The sequence below is a fragment of the Prosthecobacter sp. genome, assembly GCF_014879935.1.
Classification (GTDB): Bacteria; Verrucomicrobiota; Verrucomicrobiia; order Verrucomicrobiales; family Verrucomicrobiaceae; genus Prosthecobacter.
The window spans coordinates 1-20,185 of the sequence record NZ_JACSRD010000171.1; the positions used below are offsets into that span (position 1 = coordinate 1).

The 20,185-nt window shown below is 62.2% G+C and carries 15 protein-coding genes and 1 pseudogene; 6 read left to right on the forward strand and 10 right to left on the reverse strand.

All coding sequences use genetic code 11. The features are described from left to right. Positions 1 to 763, reverse strand: a pseudogene (locus tag IAE77_RS17760) (cyanophycin synthetase); the annotation flags it as partial. A 98-nt stretch (positions 764 to 861) separates the two neighbouring features. Between IAE77_RS17760 and IAE77_RS17765 the strand changes: the two are divergent. From IAE77_RS17765 to IAE77_RS17780, 4 genes are all read left to right on the forward strand, one after another. Further along, positions 862 to 1,686 (forward strand): MBL fold metallo-hydrolase, encoded by an 825-nt coding sequence (locus tag IAE77_RS17765; RefSeq protein WP_294229264.1) that lies wholly within the window; start codon positions 862 to 864, stop codon positions 1,684 to 1,686. A gap of 21 nt (positions 1,687 to 1,707) precedes the next feature. Continuing rightward, positions 1,708 to 2,592: an NAD(P)-dependent oxidoreductase gene (locus IAE77_RS17770; RefSeq protein WP_294229266.1), complete on the forward strand. Its 885-nt coding sequence runs from the start codon at positions 1,708 to 1,710 to the stop codon at positions 2,590 to 2,592. Positions 2,593 to 2,653: 61 nt separating this feature from the next. After that, positions 2,654 to 3,295, forward strand: coding sequence for a hypothetical protein (locus tag IAE77_RS17775; protein ID WP_294229270.1), 642 nt, complete (start codon positions 2,654 to 2,656; stop codon positions 3,293 to 3,295). Further along, a complete protein-coding gene (locus tag IAE77_RS17780) occupies positions 3,292 to 4,827 on the forward strand; it encodes a M64 family metallopeptidase (RefSeq protein ID WP_294229271.1) in 1,536 nt (511 codons plus the stop codon). The genes IAE77_RS17775 and IAE77_RS17780 overlap by 4 nt, the downstream gene beginning before the upstream one ends. On the opposite strand, the gene IAE77_RS17785 is transcribed toward IAE77_RS17780, so the two are convergent. The 4 genes from IAE77_RS17785 to IAE77_RS17800 form a co-directional block, all read right to left on the reverse strand. Next, a complete protein-coding gene (locus tag IAE77_RS17785; RefSeq protein ID WP_294229275.1) occupies positions 4,828 to 7,575 on the reverse strand; it encodes a carboxypeptidase regulatory-like domain-containing protein in 2,748 nt (915 codons plus the stop codon). Further along, a complete protein-coding gene (locus IAE77_RS17790; RefSeq protein WP_294229278.1) occupies positions 7,572 to 10,313 on the reverse strand; it encodes a hypothetical protein in 2,742 nt (913 codons plus the stop codon). The genes IAE77_RS17785 and IAE77_RS17790 overlap by 4 nt, the downstream gene beginning before the upstream one ends. 100 nt (positions 10,314 to 10,413) lie before the next feature. Further along, positions 10,414 to 11,808, reverse strand: coding sequence for a DUF1501 domain-containing protein (locus IAE77_RS17795; protein ID WP_294229281.1), 1,395 nt, complete (start codon positions 11,806 to 11,808; stop codon positions 10,414 to 10,416). Then, complete coding sequence (locus IAE77_RS17800; protein ID WP_294229284.1) at positions 11,805 to 13,184, reverse strand: hypothetical protein; 1,380 nt, start codon at positions 13,182 to 13,184, stop codon at positions 11,805 to 11,807. The genes IAE77_RS17795 and IAE77_RS17800 overlap by 4 nt, the downstream gene beginning before the upstream one ends. A 58-nt stretch (positions 13,185 to 13,242) precedes the next feature. On the opposite strand from IAE77_RS17800, the gene IAE77_RS17805 reads away from it, so the two are divergent. Both IAE77_RS17805 and IAE77_RS17810 read left to right on the forward strand, forming a co-directional pair. Continuing rightward, entirely contained in the window at positions 13,243 to 13,446 is a 204-nt protein-coding gene (locus IAE77_RS17805) for a hypothetical protein (protein ID WP_294229288.1), read from the forward strand. Between the two features lie 7 nt (positions 13,447 to 13,453). Continuing rightward, positions 13,454 to 13,873, forward strand: a complete 420-nt coding sequence (locus tag IAE77_RS17810; protein WP_294229291.1) for a type II toxin-antitoxin system VapC family toxin — start codon at positions 13,454 to 13,456, stop codon at positions 13,871 to 13,873. A gap of 14 nt (positions 13,874 to 13,887) precedes the next feature. Here IAE77_RS17810 and IAE77_RS17815 read toward each other — a convergent pair whose 3' ends face one another. From IAE77_RS17815 to IAE77_RS17835, 5 genes are all read right to left on the reverse strand, one after another. Next, positions 13,888 to 16,329 carry a PSD1 and planctomycete cytochrome C domain-containing protein gene (locus tag IAE77_RS17815; protein WP_294229294.1) on the reverse strand — a complete coding sequence of 814 codons (2,442 nt, stop codon included), beginning with the start codon at positions 16,327 to 16,329 and terminating at the stop codon, positions 13,888 to 13,890. Then, positions 16,326 to 17,729 (reverse strand): hypothetical protein, encoded by a 1,404-nt coding sequence (locus IAE77_RS17820; protein ID WP_294229297.1) that lies wholly within the window; start codon positions 17,727 to 17,729, stop codon positions 16,326 to 16,328. Before IAE77_RS17820 ends, IAE77_RS17815 begins: the two co-directional genes overlap by 4 nt. After that, positions 17,726 to 18,208, reverse strand: a complete 483-nt coding sequence (locus IAE77_RS17825) for a hypothetical protein (RefSeq protein ID WP_294229299.1) — start codon at positions 18,206 to 18,208, stop codon at positions 17,726 to 17,728. The genes IAE77_RS17820 and IAE77_RS17825 overlap by 4 nt, the downstream gene beginning before the upstream one ends. A gap of 12 nt (positions 18,209 to 18,220) precedes the next feature. Continuing rightward, positions 18,221 to 18,727 (reverse strand): sigma-70 family RNA polymerase sigma factor, encoded by a 507-nt coding sequence (locus IAE77_RS17830; RefSeq protein WP_294229302.1) that lies wholly within the window; start codon positions 18,725 to 18,727, stop codon positions 18,221 to 18,223. A gap of 96 nt (positions 18,728 to 18,823) precedes the next feature. Beyond that, a complete protein-coding gene (locus tag IAE77_RS17835) occupies positions 18,824 to 20,077 on the reverse strand; it encodes a polysaccharide pyruvyl transferase family protein (protein WP_294229305.1) in 1,254 nt (417 codons plus the stop codon). Positions 20,078 to 20,185 lie beyond the last annotated feature (108 nt).

The window sequence follows — 20,185 nt, forward strand, 5'->3', positions numbered from 1 at the left end:
GCAGGCCGATATCCAGCGCCGCCTCCCAGGCCTCCTCCGCGCTGCCGATGGTCTGGCCTTCCGGCACGGGCACGCCGGCCTGCTTCAAAAAGGTGCGCGTGAGATCCTTGTCCTGAGCGATGTATTCCGCGATGGCACCGGTGCGATCCGTCTCCGCCGTCCAGATGCGGCGCTGTTTCGCCCCTTGGCCGAGCTGGATGAGGCTGCGGCCCTCTTGCAAGCGTCGCCACGGGATGCCGCGTTCTTTGGCCGCATCGACAATCGCCTTCGTGCTCGGACCAAGCGCATTGCGGTCCACCACGTCTTGCAGGCGCTTCACCTCCGCCGCGACATCGAAGCTGCCACCTGTGTAAGCCGCGAGAAGCAACTCACGTGCCGCCCGCAGGCACTCCTGCGCGACGACCTCGTCATCGAAACGGACGATCACTTTGTACAAACCCTCCACGCAAGTCTCGCGGGCCTTGCCAAAGCCCAGCGGATGCCCCGCCAGGGTCTGAAGCTCCAGCGTGACATGCTCGAGAATGTGCGCCGGATAGGTGCCTCGGTCGAGACGCTGAAAAAAGCCCCCACGCTCGCCCACGCTGCACCGATGCTCGATCATGCCGGGCAGCCAGGCCTTCAGCCGTTCGTTGAAACCGGGCACTTCGTCCGAGCCGGTGTCCTTCAAGCTGCCGAGATCGACCCACGCCTCCATCACCGGATAGTTCGCCCAGATGTTCGGGCCGCGGAGGATGTGGATTTCACGAATGTCGAGGTCAGGCATGCGGCGCGGATGTTACGCGAGCAGTTTTGACAGGCAAGGGATGCCCGGCTGAAACATAAAACCTTGCCATCATCCGTAGAAGGTCTTGAATCGCCACGATGCAAATTCCCCTCGAAGATCTGTTCAATGATGTGCTCGCCAAGGCCCAGCGCGGCCTCGCCTTGAGCGATTCAAAGCTCGCCGCCCTTTCCGGGCTCACCGCCGATGAGATCGTCGCCGCCCGTGGTGGCCAGGCGGACTACGCGCAGTTGCTCCGGCTGGCCCCGCATCTCAATCTCCATGGCCCGTCGTTGGTGACGATGTCGCAAAACGCCTGGCGTCCGCTCGAGGTGCGGCTTCCGGGGCTGGCACAGTTCAACACAACCTGGCAGGACATGACCGTGAATGCCTACCTCGTGTGGGACCCGGAGACGAAAAATGCCGTCGCGTTCGACACCGGGGCCGATGCCTCGCCGATGATCGACTTCATCGAGAAGAATGGCCTGAACCTCAGCCTCATCTTCATCACGCACACGCACCCGGACCACATCCTCGACCTCAAAAAGCTCTCCGCTGACGGGGCCGTGACCGCCTTCGTGCATGAACGCGAGGCCTTTGATGGCGCCACGTCGTTCAAGCTCGGCGAAACGGAATGCTGGGAGACCGGCGGCCTCAAGATCGAGCCCCGCAGCACCTGGGGGCACTCGAAAGGCGGCATCACCTACGTGGTGAGCGGCCTTGAGCGCCCCGTCGCCGTCGTCGGCGATGCCTTGTTTGCCTCCAGCATGGGCGGCGGCATGGTTTCGTATGCCGACGCTCTCGCCACGAATCGCCAGGAGATTTTCTCCCTGCCTGACAACACCGTCATCTGCCCCGGACACGGGCCGTTGACCACGGTCGGAGAAGAAAAGGCGCACAATCCATTCTATCCCGAGTTCAAGTAATCCAACCACACCCAACCAATCATGTCTCAAACCGTTGCTTTCGTCGGAGTCGGCAAAATGGGGGCCAACATGGCCCGTCGCCTCAAAGATTGTGGCTACAGCGTCACCGCCGTGCTCGATGTGAACACCCAGGCCGCCGCTGAACTGGCCGCGGAACTCGGCTGCAAGGCCTGCACGCAGCTGGCCGATGTCACCGCCGCCGCGGATGTCATTTTCACCGTCGTCACGAACGACGCCGCCATGCGCGCCATTTTCCTCGCCAGCGGCGACAGCCTGCTGACGAACGCCAAGGGCAAGATTTTCATCAACTGCGCCACGCTTTCGCCCACGATCCACCGTGAGGTCTATGCCGCCGCCGAAAAAGCGGGCGCGCACAGCCTCGAAGCCTGCATGGCGTCATCCATCAGCCATGCCCGCGAAGGCAAGCTCTACCTCATGCTCGCTGGCGATGAAGCCATCTACAACCAGGTGCAGCCGATGATCGAGCAGATGAGCGTGAACCGCCGCTTCATCGGCGGTCCAGGCCGTGCGGCGGAGGTGAAGGCACTGGTGAACATGGTCATGAACATCAATACCGCCGGCCTTGCCGAAGGTCTGGGCCTCGCAGCCGCCCTGGGCCACGATTTGGGCATGATCCGCGAGGTGTTCAGCCAGACCGGAGCCAATTCCCGGGTTCTGGAGACCGACAGCGCCGACATGGTCGCCCGCGAGCACGATTGCTGGTTCTCTGCCGAGCATGCCGCGAAGGACAGCGGCATCGCCGCCGACATCGCAAAGTCGGTCGCCCTCAACCTCCCGCTCAACGACGCCACGAAGGCCCAGTATGACAAAATGGTCACTCTCGGTCTTGGCGGACTCGACAAGAGCGGCGTCGCCGAACTGACCTTCAAGGGCCGGCACGCCTGAGATCAAGTTTGGCATGGCAGCGGGCGTTGTGATCGGCTATTCTGCAAGTCTGACACCCTGAATGCCTAAAAGGTCTTCCAATGCATTGATTGCCGCGCTGGCTCTGCTGGCGCTGGTGTTGCTCACGGTCTGGTTCCTGCCGGCACCCGGAATCACCCACGATGCAGGAGGGCAGAACCGCCCGCAAACCGCCCAAACCAAGGCGGAAGCCAGCCCTGTTCTACCAACCGCTCCTCAGCCGGCCGCACCTCCCGAGGCGTCCGTGCAGCCTCGTCCCGCGCTCGTGTTGAATGGCGGGAAATCCGTGATGCAGGTCTATCGACTGGCGCTGCGTGGAGGCGTCATCTCCCTGGACGCGGCTGACCGTGTGGAGGGTGATTTTCATCGCCGCCGTGGCCCGATGACGTGGCAGCCAGGCATGTGGTGCGTGCGGGTATTGGACGCCAGCCACCGGGCGCTGGCCCAGGAGACGAGCGCGGCGCCGGATGAGCCTTGCGTCGTCCTCGATCCGAACGTGGCGACATCGTCCGGCCAGCCGCAGGCCGCCCGATTGAAACTGACCGATGACGTGATGACCCAGGTGCGCATGCCGGCGACTCCAGGAGCGAAATGGGTGAAGATTTACCGCCTCGCCGGTTCACAACCCGCCGCGCTGGACGTGGAACCCCTCGGCCAGTTGCTGGCCACCCTGCCGATTCCATGAGTCACCGGCTTGCCATCGCCATTCTGCTTTTCCTGGGCATGCAAACGCTGCTCCAGGCACAGACCGCGACCTTGGTCGCAGTCGAAGAGAACGGCCCACGTTCCCAGCGGATCAATGTGGTGTTCCTGTCGGAGGGTTACACCACGGCAGACATGCCAAACTTCGCCACGCACGTGAACACTGCGGTGAACTTCCTCTTCTCCAAGGAGCCGTGGCAGCAGTATCGCAGCTACTGCAACATCTACCGCATCGAGATCGCCTCGAACCAAAGCGGCTGCGACAACGGCAACACCAGTGGCGTGAACGGCACTCGCGACACCTACTTCAGCACGGGTTTCAACACGCCGACGGTGTCCCAACTGCTGACTTTGGCCGGGAACGGCTCGACCAGGGCATACACCTTGCTCAACCAGCATGTGCCTGAGTACGATGTGCCCGTGGTGCTGGTGAACGACACCAAATACGGCGGCTCAGGCGGCAGCATCTCGGTGGCGTCGATTCATTCGCTCAGTGCCGCCGTCGTTGAACATGAGATCGGCCATTCCTTCGCTCAACTGGCGGACGAATACGACACCGAGTACCTCATCTACACGCCCTACGAACGTGCGAACAACACCGCCCAGACCACGCGTGAACTGATCCGGTGGAATCACTGGATTGAAGCCACCACTCCCGTTCCAACTCCCGAAACACTGACTTACGATGCGCTGGCCGGCCTGTTCGAAGGCTCCATGTATCGGACGTCCGGCTGGTATCGCCCTCACAACAATTCGTTGATGAAAAACCTCAATCGCCCCTGCGGTCAGGTGAATCGCGAGCAGTTCGTGCTGCAATACTACAGCCGCGTCAGTCCGCTCGATGACTTTTCGCCGGAGTCCACCACAGCCACCGTCACCACGCCTTCCACGCTGTCTTTCCAAGTGACCCCGAAGTCACCCTCCAGCGGCCTCGCCTTGCAAGTGAGTTGGAAGATCGATGGCGTCACGCAGGCTGGCCAGACCGGCACCTCCTTGACCACGCTTTCAGACTTCATCGGCAACGGCAGCCACACGGTGACCGCGACGGTTCAGGACCCGACACCGTTTGTGCGCCTCGACACGAGCAGCCTGCTCAATGACGAAATCACCTGGAATCTCACCCTCGACGGGCAGATTCCCGCCACCCTGGCCGCCTGGCGCACGACCTACGGTGCCGACACCGCCGTCAATTCCACGGACCAACTGGCCAACTTGATCAAGTACGCGCTCGGCCTGAATGCCACTATGCCCGCGACCCCATTGCAAATGCCTGCTGGCAGCCTCACCTCCAGCAGCGGAGAGCAGTACCTGACCCTCACAGTGCCGCGGCGGATGAAACGCACCGATGTGAGCTATCAGATCGAAGTCTCCGACGATCTGGCCACCTGGCACTCCGGTGCTGGCCACACCATCGTGGTGGAGGACACCGAAACGACTCTGGTCGTCCGTGACGCACAACCCATGAGCAGCGGCGGCCGCCGCTTCATCCGTCTGGCAGTGCAGGCAGCACCGTGATCAGTTTCGTGGTCCCCCCACCTTCAGCACCTCCAGCTTCTTGCCGATGGTGCGGCGTTGAAGCTCCTGGCCGCCGGTGGTGGCCTTGATGATGAGAGTTTCGCCCACTTTGGCGGGGATCATGGCCTCTTCGCCCGATTGCAGGGAACGGACGAACTGCTCACGCTCAGCACCGATGCTGATGCCAAACACACGCACCGCGCCGGTGTGGTTGTTGCTGACGACCACCTCCGCCGGATCGCCGGCATTCGGCGGCGGCCTGACGGCGGTGGCTGCTGCGGGCAGTGGTTTCGCAGGGGGCGTGGCAGGATTCACCGGCATGGGCGTCACTGGCGGCTGGTTGATCGCCGGAACGGTTGAAACCGGCGAGGCAGGCAGCGCCCGCATGACACTGGAGCCAGGAGTGGCGGCGGAAACAGCGGCGGGACGCTTCACGGTGATGGCCGGCTCGTTGATCGATACGCCAGGAACCGAATTGGCTGGCCGTTTCGGCTCCTTGGCGGCTCCGCAATTGAATTGAGCCAGCAACTCCTCCCGGCGCGGCTCCAACGGCAGATCGGAATACGTTTTGAGCGAGTTCCGCCGCCGGGCGAGATCATCGATCTCCGGTGTCGTGAAGGCAGCAGGATCAAAGGGGGCGACACGCTGGCGGTCGAGCGTGTCGAACTCGTTCGCCATCCGCTCGCGCTGCTGGAGCTTGCTGTTGAGGCTGGCCTGCGCATTGCCGACCTCGCGTTGGAACTGGTTCTGCAGATTCGCGATCTGCGCGGCCATCTGCGCATCCTGGTTCTGGATCGCGGCCATCTGGGTGCGGATCTGCTGCATCTCGACCTGATGCTGTTGAATCTCGGCCAGGATGGCCTGCGAGTTGCCCATTTCCTGGCGCATGCCGGGCTGGAACGTCTGTTTTTCCGTGATCGGCGGCTGCTGCTGGGCTGCTCCACGCAGCTCCACCTGATCCTGGGCCATGCAGGCGGATATCTGCTGAAAACGAGCCTGCAGCGGCGCGATCTGCGCGGCAATCTGCTGCCGCTGCTGCATGAAGCCGACGATCTGAACGCGGTATTTCTGGTCAAACCCGTTCACCGTCGTCTGCAGCGTCTGGATCTCCGCATCGAGCGCGGCCACATCGCGGCTGAGGACGCTCTGCCGCTCCATCAGGCGGGAGATCTCGGCATTCCGCTTCTCCGTGACCTCGGCCACGAGTTTGTTTCGTGCGGCGTCCTCGGCGGCTTTCAGTTTGTCGTGCTCAGCCGTCACGTGATCGCGAGCCTTGGCACACTCCGCCTGCAGTTCGCCTTTCAGCGCGCCCAGCAGCTCGCTTTCGAGCAGAACCGCATCCCCGGCGCCCACTTGATCACGCCACGGCCCTTTGATCAAACCCAGCGCGATGCCGCACACGTGCGCCGTGTCCTTCGAAGCTGGTGTGGCAGCACGGTTGGCGTAATGACGCTGAACCAGGGAGCGGATTTCCTTCACCGCCTGTCCGGGCTGATGCAGGCACAGATGCATCCACAAACGAGCCTCACAAGCACGGTCCCAAACCGCCGCGTCGCTCTTCTGGCCGATGGCTGCGGCGAAACTCTGCTGCGCACCGCCGTAGTCGCCTGAGCTGAGGCGTGTGAGGCCTTGCGCGTAATTCAGCGCGCAATCCACCGGCCCCGCCTTCCCTGCTCGCTGCCAGGCGCGTTCGCTCGCGGCTTTCGCTTGTGCCGAGGGTCCCCAGCCATCGTTGAGCATCACCCGCACGTAGCCGTGCTGCAGTTCGTTGCAGGGCTCGAGTTCGAAAATAACCGAGCCGTCCTTGTCGCATTTCACCACCAGCGGTCCGGTGAAGGGTTCACACTCCGGAGCGTCGATGGCGACGGTGTAACTGCCCTCGCCCAGCAGCTTCGCCATGTATTCGCCCCTGGCATCCGTCACGAAGGGCTGGTTCACCGGCGCCTGCTGGCTTCCCTGCGGCTGCAGCAGCAGTTTGGCATTCGCCACCGGCAGACGTGCGTCGGTGGAGCGATCTTTGCCGCTGCGGATCACTTTCACCACCAGGATGGCGAGGTCGCAACGATCTCGCTTCGGCGGCGTCTTCGACAGCAGGAAGTCATGCACGTATTCCAGCGTCGATTTCGGCACGGTGAACCCGCGTCCGGCGTTCTCGGTCTCAAATCCGACGGCACTGACACGATACCCGTAATCGGCGGGCGGCAGGTTCTTGATCTCGTAGTAGCCGCCGGGCGAGTTGGCCGTCGCCGTGGCCACCACCGTGCCTCCCGGGCCGGAAAGCAGCTCGATCTTGGCTCCTGGAAGCGGGCCGAGGTTCTCGCCCTTCTCATTCTGTCCGTAAACGCGGCCATGCACGGCAGGCTGGACGATGTTTGACTGCGCGATGCCGCTGGGAGGCGTGCCGGGCCTCACTTCCTTTGTGAGCAGGAAGTCATGCACAAACTCACGCGTGTCCTGCGGCATGGCGAAGCCGCGTTGCTCGTCCTCGATGCGAAAATCACTCGCTGTGACCTTGTAGCGATAAGCTCCAGCTTTCAGAGTTGCGATCTGGTAGTAGCCGAACTCGTTCGTTTTTGCCGTCACCACCCCTCCGCCTGCCTCGCTCTTCAATTCGATCTGCGCATTCGCCACCGGCCCCAGGTTGGCCCCTTTTTCATCCTGACCATAGACGCGGCCATGCACTCCGCCGTCTGCCGCCGGAGAGACGCCGACACCCAAGGCGAATAAAAGAAGCGTGAGCGTTTTCATGGTGTGTTGTCAGGAACGAGACGTGCCCCAATGACGCCGACGGAGTCGGTGAGATCGCCCGTGGTCATCATGATCATGTAAGTCACCGTCACATACATCGTGCCGGTGCCCGCCTGGGCTGTGTAGGCGGCGAAATTGAAGGCAGGAGGCCCCGCGAGAGAGTAAGCCGCACCGTTGACCGGATCGAGCGGATAGCCCACCAGGTTGTTCGCGCCCAGACGATCCGAACGCAGCGGCATGTCAACCAGCATCAGCGGCTGGGACTTCGTCAAAGGAGCCGCGGGGATCGGCGCGGTCGTTTGAATCATGAAAAACGGCTGCGTGAAGCCCAGAACGGCCGAGCCCGACAAATTCCGACGCAGCGGGCCGCTGCTAAGCTCCGCCCGTGCAAGGATCTGGCCCGTCGTCACCGCCGATGATCCGCCGACAAAACCCACATGGGCGATGGAGCGCAGTCCGTTCGCACCCGCTGGCGGCCAAGGCACAAAGCCTTCAAAGCGGATCGTGATCGTCTCCGCTCCGTCGCCCGTCGGTCGTGAGGCTGTGCTCCACGCAGGCAGGGTCACTGCTCCGGGAATGTTCTCATGGCTGGCAAACAACAGCCCGAAGTGACTGCCGTGCTCGGCGGTGAGGCTCCACGCATTGCGAATCGCGAGCGGATCAGCCAGCGGCATTGCGGACAAATTCAAAAACGGTGGCGTCACGGCCGGAGTCACCTGGAAACTCGGAGCCACCGCACTGGCCAGCACCGGAGGCGGCCGCAAAACGGTGCCACGACGCAGACTGACGGCTGCCGTGGGCGTCCCAGCCGGGAACAACGGCAGCAGCGAGCCATTCGCCGCCGTGATCACATTTCCCAACGGGCCGAGCGCCGTCACACGCGGCTGCACATAGAGATAAAGCGCCTCCGCCGACCCGGGAGCGAGCAAACCGGCCACGGCGGCACGGTTGATCGGGGGCATCACCGCCGCGGTGGATCCGGCTGGCACGCCGATCAACGTGGACATCGGCGTGATGAGCACTGGCGCCGGTTTGTGCGGCAGAACGGCGAACAGATCGACACGCCACGCGGCGATGTTCGACGTGTTGCCACCAACAGCCCAAGTCACCGTCACCGCGTCTCCATCACGCACAATCGGAGTCGTCGGCGTGATGCGCACACCACTGATCAAGGGAGCCGCTGGCGGCGGCAGCGGGAAAAGCAGTTGAGCCAGCGCATTCAGAAACGGCAGCAAACCTCCGCCCGGGGGCGGCAGTCCGCCGGGCAGGACCGTGCGCACCGGCGGCAGCAATGGTGGCGGCGGCAAACCAATGGGCGGGCCGACAATCGGCGGCAAAACCGGCACCTGGGGTTCCGGCGGCAGTGGCGTGGCCGCAGGTGCGCCCGCTAGCTTCGCTCCCGACATCCACACGGGGATCTCTGTTCCTGTGGCCGGGGTGCGCACCAGCCCGCCCGACTCGTCGAAATGCGCCACCGGCGTCAAACGCACCGAAGGCAGCAGCGTCTTGTCGTCCGCCTGCTTGTCACTGTCATAGATGACCTGTCCGTCCGCCTCGACCTGCACGCGCTGGAGCTGCGCACGATCTGGAATCTTGCCCGCAGGCGCTCCACTGCCGATCACACCGACGCCAGGCGCGTCCAGCGCTTGTTTCGTCAGCGGATTCATCGCCACTTCGAAGGCAGCGATGTCAAACAGGCGCGGCTTTTCGTCATCGGACAACGGATCGGCCTCGGAGGAGAGCAGGAACTTCCGCGCTCCTGCCACGAGATAGACGGGATTGCGTGTGCCCTGCTGCGGCTGGCTGCCGCCGGTCAGTGTCACGCGCAGACTCTCGACTTTCGCACCAGCCATCGGCACCGGCTGGAATTTTTCATCCGCCTCCTCATACCACGGAGTCGCCCCCACCACACGCCCGCTCAAGGCACGCACCAAAGCGTGCTCCGTCTTCAGAGCGGCCTTTTCCGAGTCGCTCAGATCCGCGCGTTTGGTCTTCGCCTCGTATTCCGGCAGCAGTTTCATGAGGCTCTCGCGACTGGACGCCAGCTTCTTCTGCGCATGCACGTCCACCAGGCCGTTGGCGGCGAAAAGCTTGCCATTCACCTCGATGCGATAGCCCGCCAGCACCCAGTCAGTGCGCCCCTGGGAGGCAAACCCGATGCTCTGCAAGTCACCGCACTTCACACCGGTCAGGAGTTGCTGAGAAGTCCCCAACGTGTCGAATCCCACGTCACCTTCCTTCGCCGAAAACTCAAACGTGGCCATCTTTCCAGGCCCGATCTCGGTCAGCATCTCGTTGAGGGACGATTTGAACGGAAACGCCGCAAAGGAAGGCTCACGCTTCATCCCGCCCAGCGGATACAGCCGCAGCGGAAAGCCGAGCCCGAGGTGCACATCCACCGGCTCTTTCAAAGGATCGCCATCCGTGCCCACACCGAGTGTGATCTTGATCGACTCGACCATCTCCCCCGGCGGGAGCTGCCCCATCTCAAATGGGGTGCGTGGCAGCCCTTCGTGCTTCACGGTCTCCTCGACCACTTCCGGCCCGACGGCAGCGCTGACCGCCACTGCGGCGGCCTCCTGCGGCTTCAGTTTGTCCAGCAGCGAAGGATCGACCTTCGTCACATAAAGAGCGCCGGCACCGGCAGCCCCGCCAAACAGCAATCCCAGAAACAACTTGCCCCATCCCGATGAGACTTTACGTGGCAGCTCTGAAGCATCAGTGGAATCGTCTCTCATGGCAGTGTCGTGTAAAACCTCGACCAGCATCCACGCAGGATCTCCGCGTTGAATCTGAGCCGATCATAGTCTCCCGCCCTGCCCGGACGCAATCCTTATCTCAAGCCAGAATCCCCGGCGCCACCTCGCCACCCACGTTGGTGAGGCGGAAATTCCGGCCGCCGTGGTTGTAGGTGAGCTTGGTGTGATCGAGGCCGAGCAGGTGGAGGATCGTGGCGTGCCAGTCGTGGATGTGCATCGGGTTCTGCGCCGCCTTGTAGCCGATCTCGTCCGTGCTGCCGTAACGCAGGCCGCCCTTCACACCGCCACCGGCCATCCAGATGGAATAGCCTTTGTGATTGTGATCACGACCATCACCGCTCTGCGCATATGGCGTGCGCCCGAACTCGCCTGCCCACACCACGAGCGTGTCGTTCAGCATGCCTCGTGCTTTCAGATCGCTCAAAAGCGCCGCGATGGGCTGATCCGTGGCCGCGCAGTTCGTCGCCAGTTGCTCGCGCAGGCGGTTGTGGTGGTCCCACTGCACGCCGGAGGCGATTTCGATGAAACGCACACCCGCTTCGGCCAGACGCCGGGCCAGCAGGCACTGCCGCGCGAATTGATCCTTCCCCTGGCCGATGCCATAGAGTTTCAGCGTCGCCTCCGACTCGCCGCGCAAGTCGAGCACCTCCGGCACCTCGCTCTGCATGCGAAACGCCAGTTCAAACGATTGGATCATTCCCTCGATCTCCGGATGAGCGCCGTCCCGCTCCATCTTCCGCTCGTTCAGCCCGCGAATGAGGTCGATCTGTGCCCGTTGGAGGTCACGCGACACGACTTTGTTCTCGATGTTCTTCATCGGCGGTCCCGGGGCCACATCCTTCTTCAACAGCGCGGCATACAGATCAGGCAGCTGCGATCCGCCGATGCGCGTGCCCTGGCAGATCGCTGGCAAGAACGCGCTGCCATAGTTCTGCGCCCCCCCGTTGTCCGCGGGCGGGTTCAGCGTGATGAAGCCGGGCAGATTGTCGTTCTCGGTGCCGAGGCCGTAAAGCGTCCACGCTCCCACCGAAGGCCGCACAAACTGAAAACTGCCCGTGTGCATCTGCACAAAGGCCTGCGCGTGGTTCGGCAGGTCGGTGTGCATCGAGTTGATGATGCACAGGTCGTCGGCATGCCTGGCCAGATGGGGGTAAAGCGTCGTCATCCACTGGCCTGACTGGCCGTATCGACCGAAGGGATGCACCGCGCCGAACAGTTTCGCGCCTGCCGAGTCTCGGCCGAGCGCCGCCCTCTTGCCATCGCGCTTCGCCAGCTCCGGCTTGTAGTCGAAAAGGTCCACATGCGACGGCCCGCCACGCATGGTGAGAAAGATGACCCGCTTCGCCCGTGGCGCGAAATGCGCCGCTTTCGATGCCAGGCCGCTTTTTCCCTGAGCCAGCGCCGCAAACGCCAGCCAGCCGACCCCGGACGACATCGTCGTCAGCATCTCGCGTCGTGAAAAGATCGTGTTCATGGTTTTTCTCCCGCAGGTTTCAGTTTTGGGTCGTCGAGGTCGAGACGGTAGAGGACCTGGTTGTAATCGTAACGTGGTGTGGCCTGCGCATGATCGGCAAACTCCTTGGTATAGGTGCCTTCGAAGAACAGAACGGGCGATCCAGCGGGTGTGAACTCCGGATGGATGCGTGGATTGTAGAAGGTGTGGTTCTCATGCGTGATCACCTTCACCGCCGGCCCCCACGGTCCCGTTGGCGCGTCGGCTTCGGCATACCAAAGCTCGCCAAAGGCCGATGGTTTCCCGAGGGCCTGCATGAAAACGGCAACCCAGCGTTTGCGATGCTCATTCCAAGCGATCGAGCCGCTGTGCGGTTTGACCGCTGCTCCATCGGCAGCGGCGAGCACAAACTGTGGTTTCAATACCTCCCACGTCGATGAATCCTGCCACGCCTCAAACGTCGCAGGGCAGCGCAGTGACGGAAAAGGATTGCCGAACAACACCCATTCGTTCCCGTTTTCGTCCTTCCAAAAGGCAGGATGACCTTCCGGCATGGGCTTCTGCGTCGGCGCGGACTCCGACATCGTCCAAAGCACACGCAACAGGTCGAAACGGCTCGTTTCATCATTCCACACGCACAAGCCGGACTCGTAGGCGTCCATCGGCGGTTTGATCTTCACATAACTGCCCACGAGCCTCTGCGCGCCGCTCTTGTCGGGCAGACTGACGTATCCTGTCACCCAGGTCGGACCGCTGCCGGGCATCTTCGCCACACCACGTTGTCTGCCGTGGTCGTCGGTGAGGTAATCGAACTTCAAACGCAGCGGCGGCTCCAGCGAAGCCAGAGGCTGCACCGAGGTTGTCGCGCTGCTCATGTCGAAGATGCCCAGAGGATAGTTCGGCATCGTCGTGTCGCCCCAGGCCCAGAACAGACGCCCGCGATGCACCGCGTTCTGAACGCTGTCACAGCCGAACACGCCCGAGTCCTTCCACTCAAGCTCCCGGCCCAGTTTCTGGCTTTCCGCGAACAAGCCTGCGCCAGTCAGCCTGCCGACTCGCTTCGCGATGTTCACGCGATTCACTTCCACCCGCAATGTTTTGCCAGGCTCCGGCTTCAGCCGGACGCCACGAAAGCCAAAACCATCCTTCGGCACCTCATACCCGTGTCCGATGACCGTGAACCAGGTCTCCCGTCCCATGAGCTCTGGTGCGTCCATGGCGATGACGCCCGCGTTGTCGGTGATGAAACTGAGATTGTGCGTCGTGCGCAGCTCCACGAGCGGCACCGGCCAGCCGCTGCCTTTTTCGACGACTTCGATGCGGCATGCAGGTGCTGCGGCGGCTTGCAAAAGCGATCCCAGCAGAAAGGCGAAGAGTGTGGAGGTGATTCTGGTCATGCAGATTGCGTGCAGAAAATGAGATTGGAAAACCGGAGGTCGCGGGTATTCTTGCGCCATGAAGACAATGGAAATCGAACCAGCGGCACTGGTCGTTGAAGACGACGCTGCCCGCGCCCGCCGGAAGCAGGCAGCTGTGCGTGAGCTGATCCGAAAGAGTGGCAAGGACGGCAGTCGTGTTTTCGGCAGGCTTCCTGACGATGAGATGACCCGTGAAGCGTGGGCGCTTGGCGAGGCATGGCGCAAGTCCGAAGCCCCATGACAGCTTCATGTTCATCCTGGACACCAATCACCTCCGTGAGCTGGCGGACGGCACCACCCTCGGTGAAAACCTTCGCCGCCGTATCGTCGCATCGCAGTCCGGTGTCGTGACCTCGATCATCAGCGTTGATGAAACCCTCCGGGGCTGGCTCGCCTACATCGCCAAGGCAGACTCTCCGCAACGCGAGGCCGAAGCCTACGCCCGGCTCAACGAAACCATCGACATCTTGAGCGACTTGATCCGACTCCCCTACGATATGGAGTCCGCTGCCAGATTCGCCGCCTTTCGAAAGGCAGGCATGCAAATCGGCAGCAAAGACCTCAAAATCGCCTGCATTGCCTTGGAACACGACGCAGTCGTGCTGACGCGGAACATCAAGGACTTCAACAAGGTCCCCGGTTTGAAAATCGAAAACTGGCTGGATTGAGCTCATGTCGGGATTCAATCAGCAAATCGGAACTCCGCGCTTGAAAGCAATGACTGGCAGAAGACCGCCATCAGTTGTGGTTCGTCAGGGGATCCGCTTCCAAAGAACTTCTCGGCCAGATGCTGCTCTCTCGCGTCCGGAAGCCGGCTGAAGCACAGTGAGAATGCGCACCGAACCCGTTCCGGGAGCGTTTGTTTCTCCTTCATCAATCGTTTCGCAAGCGCCGCGGCCTGTTCCTGCACAAACGGGCCGTTGAGAAGGTAAAGCACCTGAAGCGGCACATTGGTCACATCACGATCCCCCGTGACGAGGTTTGGATTCGCCACGTCGAACTGCTCCAGCACATCTGGGAGGTGATCCCGGATGACCGGCAGATAAACCGAACGCCGATGCGAGCCATCAAGGTCAGCCGGCAGCTTGGAATTGAAGCCGATCAGCGACACCGACTGGCCGTCCAGCTCCGCCACGAGCGAGCCCGGCCGCCGTGACGTGTCCAGCAGCCCGGACACGGCGAGCATCGAATCGCGAATCACCTCGGCGTCGAGACGGCGTTTGTTCGCATGCGACAGCAGACGGTTGTCGGGATCGATCAAATGCGGATTGCGGATTGTGGAATGCGGACTGGACTCCGCATTCCGAACTCCGAATTCCGCATTCGCAGAAGTCTGCCGATACGTCTTCGACATCACAATCTCCTTGATCAGCCTCTTCACTGACCAGCCGCCTTCCATGAAACGAATCGCGAGGTAGTCGAGCAACTCGGGATGACTCGGCCGCTCGCCACTGAAGCCAAAATTGTCCACCGTGCGCACCAATCCGGCGCCGAACAGATGCCGCCAGACCCGGTTTGCCATCACGCGGGCGGTGAGAGGATTGTCGCGGCGGGTGAGCCATTTCGCCAGTTCGAGGCGACCGCTTTGGTCCTTCGGCATGCCGATCTTCAAATCCACCACGCGCGGAAAACCACGTGGCACGGTTTTGCCTGGATGGCTGATCTCGCCACGCTCATAGAGGGGCGAATCATGAATCCGGCCGTCCTTCACGCCCATGCACAACGGCCGGGCGCGACCATTCTCGTCCACGGCATCGAGCGCACCCTCCACACCGCCACGCGTCCACAGGATGCGCAGGGAGTTGCCCAGCAGCCTGTTGAATTCACCGCTGATGTCGCGTCCTTCGAGCTTCGCTTTGAGGATGTACTCGTTCTGCGCCTTCTCGTCCGCATTCAGCTTCGCCAGATCGGCCTGCAGCTGCTTCACCCGCGCCTGCGGGATGGATCTGCCGACGATGATCTGTCCTGGCAGCTCCGGCAGGCGGATGAGACGGCCGTGATTGTTGTTCTCGGAGTCAATCCAGTTCCCGTAAAAGGTCTGGGTGCTCTTGAAGATGCCCGCCAGCCCGTAGTAGTCCTCCATGCTGAACGGATCGGTCTTGTGATCGTGACAACGGGCGCATGCGATGCTGCTGGCGAGCACCGCCCGTGTCACCGCATCGAGCTGCTCATCCGCCACATCCGCGGCGAACTGCGCCTTGTTCTGCTCATTGAGGCCCTTCGGCCCCATGGCGAGAAATCCGGTCGCGATGAGCAACCGCGCACGTTCCGCATCGTCTTTCGCCGGCAGCAGGTCACCGGCGACCTGCTCCGTGATGAAGCGATCGAAAGGCACGTCCGCATTCACCGCGTCGATCACGTAATCGCGATAACGCCAGGCATGCGGAAAAGTCAGGTTCGACTCACGGCCGTTCGACTCCGCGTAGCGCCCCACATCCAGCCAGTGACGCCCCCAACGCACGCCGAACTCCTGCGATGCGAGCAGCTCGTCCACGGTCGCTTCCAGTTTCGCCATCGAAAACGCCTGCACCTGCTTCGGCGTCGGCGGCAGGCCGATGAGATCGAAATACAGCCGCCGCAGCAACACCACGGGTTCCGCCTCGCCCGCTGGTCGCAGACCGTCTTCCTTCAGCTTCGCTCGAATGAACCCGTCGATGCCCGTCTCGGCCGATTTTGGCATTTGAGGTCGCTGATAGCTCCAGAACGTCCTTCCAGCCTCCAAATCCACCGGCGGGCGTTCCGCAGCCTTCACGGCCGCCACACGCGGATCAGCCGCACCCGCCTTGATCCACGTTTCGATGTCCGCGATCACGGACGCCGGCAGTTGAGGCTCCTTCGGCGGCATTTCGAGATCGGGATCGCTGTGCTTGATCGCGGTCAGCAGCAGGCTTTTGGACGGATCTCCGGGCACCACGGCGGGTCCAGTGTCACCACCGGTCAACGTACCGTGTTTCGTGTCCAACATCAGTCCGCCTTTCGACTTCCCTGATTCCACGGAGTGGCACTCGTAGCAGTGCTTCGCCAGCACGGGCCGCACTTTCGCTTCGAAGAGGACAAAATCCTCCGCGCCATTGGCGGCGAGGCTGGTGAGCAGCAGAACTGAAATGATGAGGCTGGTTTTCATTTTCGTTCCTTGTCTTCGTGCAGCCATTTCTCCGTGCTTTCGGCCGGCCAGGAGCTGCTGAGGCAGCGCAGGCCGCTGGATTCGCTCCACAGCATCCACGCGGGCCGTCCTTCATGCAGCGCGGCGAAGGTGAGCTCTGTGGCGGACTTCCAGGCGGGCATCGTGCGGTTCTGCCACTTCGGCTGCGGCGGTGAAATGATCTGGGTTTTGCCCGTCTCGGTTTCCACGACGGCCACAGCGTCCGTCTCGCTCTCCACCACGGCAATGTGCCTGCCATCGGGCGACGCGACGAAATAGCCGAGATTCGTCGGCAGGTCCCCGGGGCTGGTCGGCACCGCCTGGATTGACCCGCCATCCTCGGCAGCGAGGTAAAGCCTGGGCTCCAGCTCGGCTCCGGTGCCTGCCACAGGCAAGGTGACCGGCTGGCTGGCGAAGAGCACACGACCGTCTGGCAGCACCTGCAAGGCGGGACGATTGAGCGTGACGGCAGTCGCGAGGGTGTGCGGCTCACCGGACTTCACCCGTTTTCCTGCTTCATCCAGCACCTGCACGCGATGGATGCTCTGCAGCTTCTCACCGTCACCGCCGAGAGGTGCCATGAAGACCAGTGAACGACCGTCTGGCGTCCAGTCAAACGCACCGGACACATTGCGGGCGATCAACTGGCTGCGGCCGCCATCGAGCGGCAGCACGTGCAGTTCGGCGCTTTTTTCTTCTTCATCCAGCTTCAAGCAAGCCACGAAAGGCTGCCGCGGCGACACCTTTGGCAGCAGCGACGGCTGAAAAAGACTGCGCGCCAGAGACACCGGCGCAGCAGGAGCATTCAGGTGAAAAAGAACGACTTCCTGAAGCTCAAAGCCCGCCGCGTCCTTCCTGAGTTCAGCCAGGAGCTTGTCGCCGTCTGGCAGCGTTTGCACGAATCGCTGCAAGGCGGCGGGATCGTTTTGAAACGCACGGTACATGGCCACGCCAAAGCGCTGCATCGCAGTCACTGGCAGCGCTTTGACGACAGTCTCCAGCGTCGCCTTCTCACCCGCCAGTCTGCCTGCCACCTCCAGCAAGGGCAGCACGGCGGGCATGAACGCGTCCACCGTTTTGACCTCCTCCTCTGGGATCAAGGTTGTGATCTCATCCCAGGTGGCCACACGGCGGATGCGCTGGCAGACAAACCCGCTGCCATCCGGCAGCCAGCTCACAGACTTCACCAGCGCATCCTTCATCGACAGTTCTTCCGGCAACGCGCTGATTTCCCCCGCCGCCGTGACGACATGCAGTCTGTCCTCGATGGAAACGACCGCACGGTCACCCTTCGGCGACCACCAGAAGCGCTCTTCCGGCAGGCAGGCCGCAAGACACAGCGCCAGCGCACCGGTCAGCATACGATGCAGGATTCGTTTCATGGAATGGAGTTCGTTTTGAGATCCTGCGTGTCCACGCGCACCACCTGCATGCCCTCGCCCGCAGGATCGAAGCTCATGCGATAGCGTGCCCAGGGACTCGCCTTTCGCGGCGATGAAACAGGCGTTTCGACAGTTCCCGCACTCGTTCGCGACTCAGATTGGCCGACGTGATAGCCCATGACGCCCGTGACCAGGGCGAGCAATGCGACCGCCGCCGCACGCACGAGCCATGGCGTGACGAAGAAGCGGCGAGGTGAAGAAGCGACGCCCTTTTCCACAAGCGCAGGCGGCACATGCGCCAGTTCCGGATGCCGCAGAACCGCATCATGCATGGCGGAAAGCGAAGCGAGAATGCGTTCCACCTCGGCACGGGCTTCGGCGTTGCTCGCGAGGTGCAGGTCCAGCAGTTCCGCAGCCTCCGGGGTCAGTTCGCCAAGATGCCGGTCGATGACGAGTGCGTGAAGGGACGATGTTTTCATGACGTGAGGGGTTCAGTGGTTTTCAGATTCCAGACGCTGCCGCACCTCCGCGACCGCGTGATGCAAACGCGAGCGCACGGTGCCGATGGGGATGCTCAAAGCCTCGGCAATCTCGGCATACGACAGCCCTTGGGCGAAACGCAGGTCGAGGATTTCACGCTGCACCGGCTCCAGCGCCGAAATCGTCTCCCGCGCTGCCTCCACGCGCTCATCTCGCTCGGGGGCAGGCGTTTCGTTGGTATCAGGGTCGAATGGCAGCACCTTGTCCGCGTCCTTCTCCCGCCACACGGCATGACTCACATGCCGCGCGATGCCAAACAAGTAGCCCCGCGCGCATTTCGGCGACTTCCCGTCGCGCAGACCCCGTGCCATCTGCAAGAACGTCTCCTGCACCAGATCGCGCGCCGCCTCCTCGCCGCCGTGCCGTCGGGCAAAGAAGCGCTTCAACTCCTCAGCGCTTTCGGCAAAGAGGCGTTCCAGCAAGGAAGGAACAGGGTTAGTATCCACGGCAAGATTCATGGGCGCAGGCCGAGAACAGCCTGCCACAGGTTGAAGTGGCGGAACCATCCCAAAAAGTTCGCGGAAATCTGCTGCGCCCGCGTTTTGGCCGTCGAATCAAGCCGGCAGATGGGTTTTCACCACCTGCATGCTGGCGACGAATTTGCCCATGACGAAGTCGCGTGCCTTCGCGGCCTTCGCCTTCGATCCGGCAGGATCTTTTGCCATCGCCAGCACCGTGTCGGCCACGCGGGCGAGTTCGTCCTCCTTGTCGAGGTCGAAGAGCCAGTCATTCAGGCCGATGTCGCGCCACATGAAGCCCTTGCTCGTCTGTTCCGCCCAGCGGCAAACAATGGCGGGGATGCCGTTGCCGATGCACATGATCGGACTGTGCATCTCATGGCCAAAGAGGCCGGCGCTGCGGCGGTAGGTGCTGATCGCCTCGTCGGTGAGCCAGTAGTTCTCGCGCCATACCACGCGTGCTTTCGCCGCGTCCGGCAGCTTGTCGTAGATCATCTCCTTGTTCACCGCCATCTGCGTCTTGTCTTCCGGACAGAGCAGGATCTTCAAATCGGTCTGATTGATGACTTTCTCGATCGCATCGCGCAGTGGTTTGCAATCGTGTTCCTTCATCGCCTCGTTGCGGGCGAACTTCGTCTCATCCTTTGCCACCTTCTTTTCAGGCAAGGTCCAATAGGGCGTGTAACGCAGGCGGGGAATGCAGCAAAGGAATTTGCCCTCCTCCAGATCGTGGGCCTTCAGGAACGCCTCGGCCTTCGCATCGTCCTTCAAATCGACCGCGAAGGCACCATCAGGCCCATAGGCCATCAGCGGGCAGGTGCACCCCTTGCTCTTCGCGAGTTCGAGCGACACCGAGTCGCGGAAATACACAAACTTCGCGCCATTGAACACCTCAATCGTGGACAAGACCGACTTGTCCGATGACGGCTTCGTCGAGGTCGATCCTTGCGAGGCAAACGTGATGCCATACACCCCGTAAGGTTTGCCGGTGGCCTTCGACCACTTCACCACGTCCGCCTGCGCGACCAGCGATGGGCCCGAGCCGTGCAGCAGGAAATCGCACTCCTCGAACGCCTTCTTCACTTCCTCGCCGCGAATGATCTTCACCTTCGGGAAACGAGCGTTCAGAATCTCCTCGACGCCGTTGTCCACCTTGCTCGGCCACAGCCGTACCTCGACCTCCGGCAGATGCTTCTCCAGCAGCGCCAGCACCCCCGGAGTGTGCGCGATGTCACCGATGTTCACCGTCTGCCATGACGAACGCAGAACGAGACGTTTCGGCTTTTCCGCCGCGATGGTGGAAATGAAGGGCAAGGCAGCGGCGGATTGGATGAAGTGACGGCGGTTCATGGTTGGGGGACGGTTGTCTGTAAACAGATCGTAAATTGACCGCATCTACGGCATGCGTCTTGCCTTGTGCAACCCCGGATGCGCATAATGCCTCATTCATTGGAGGCA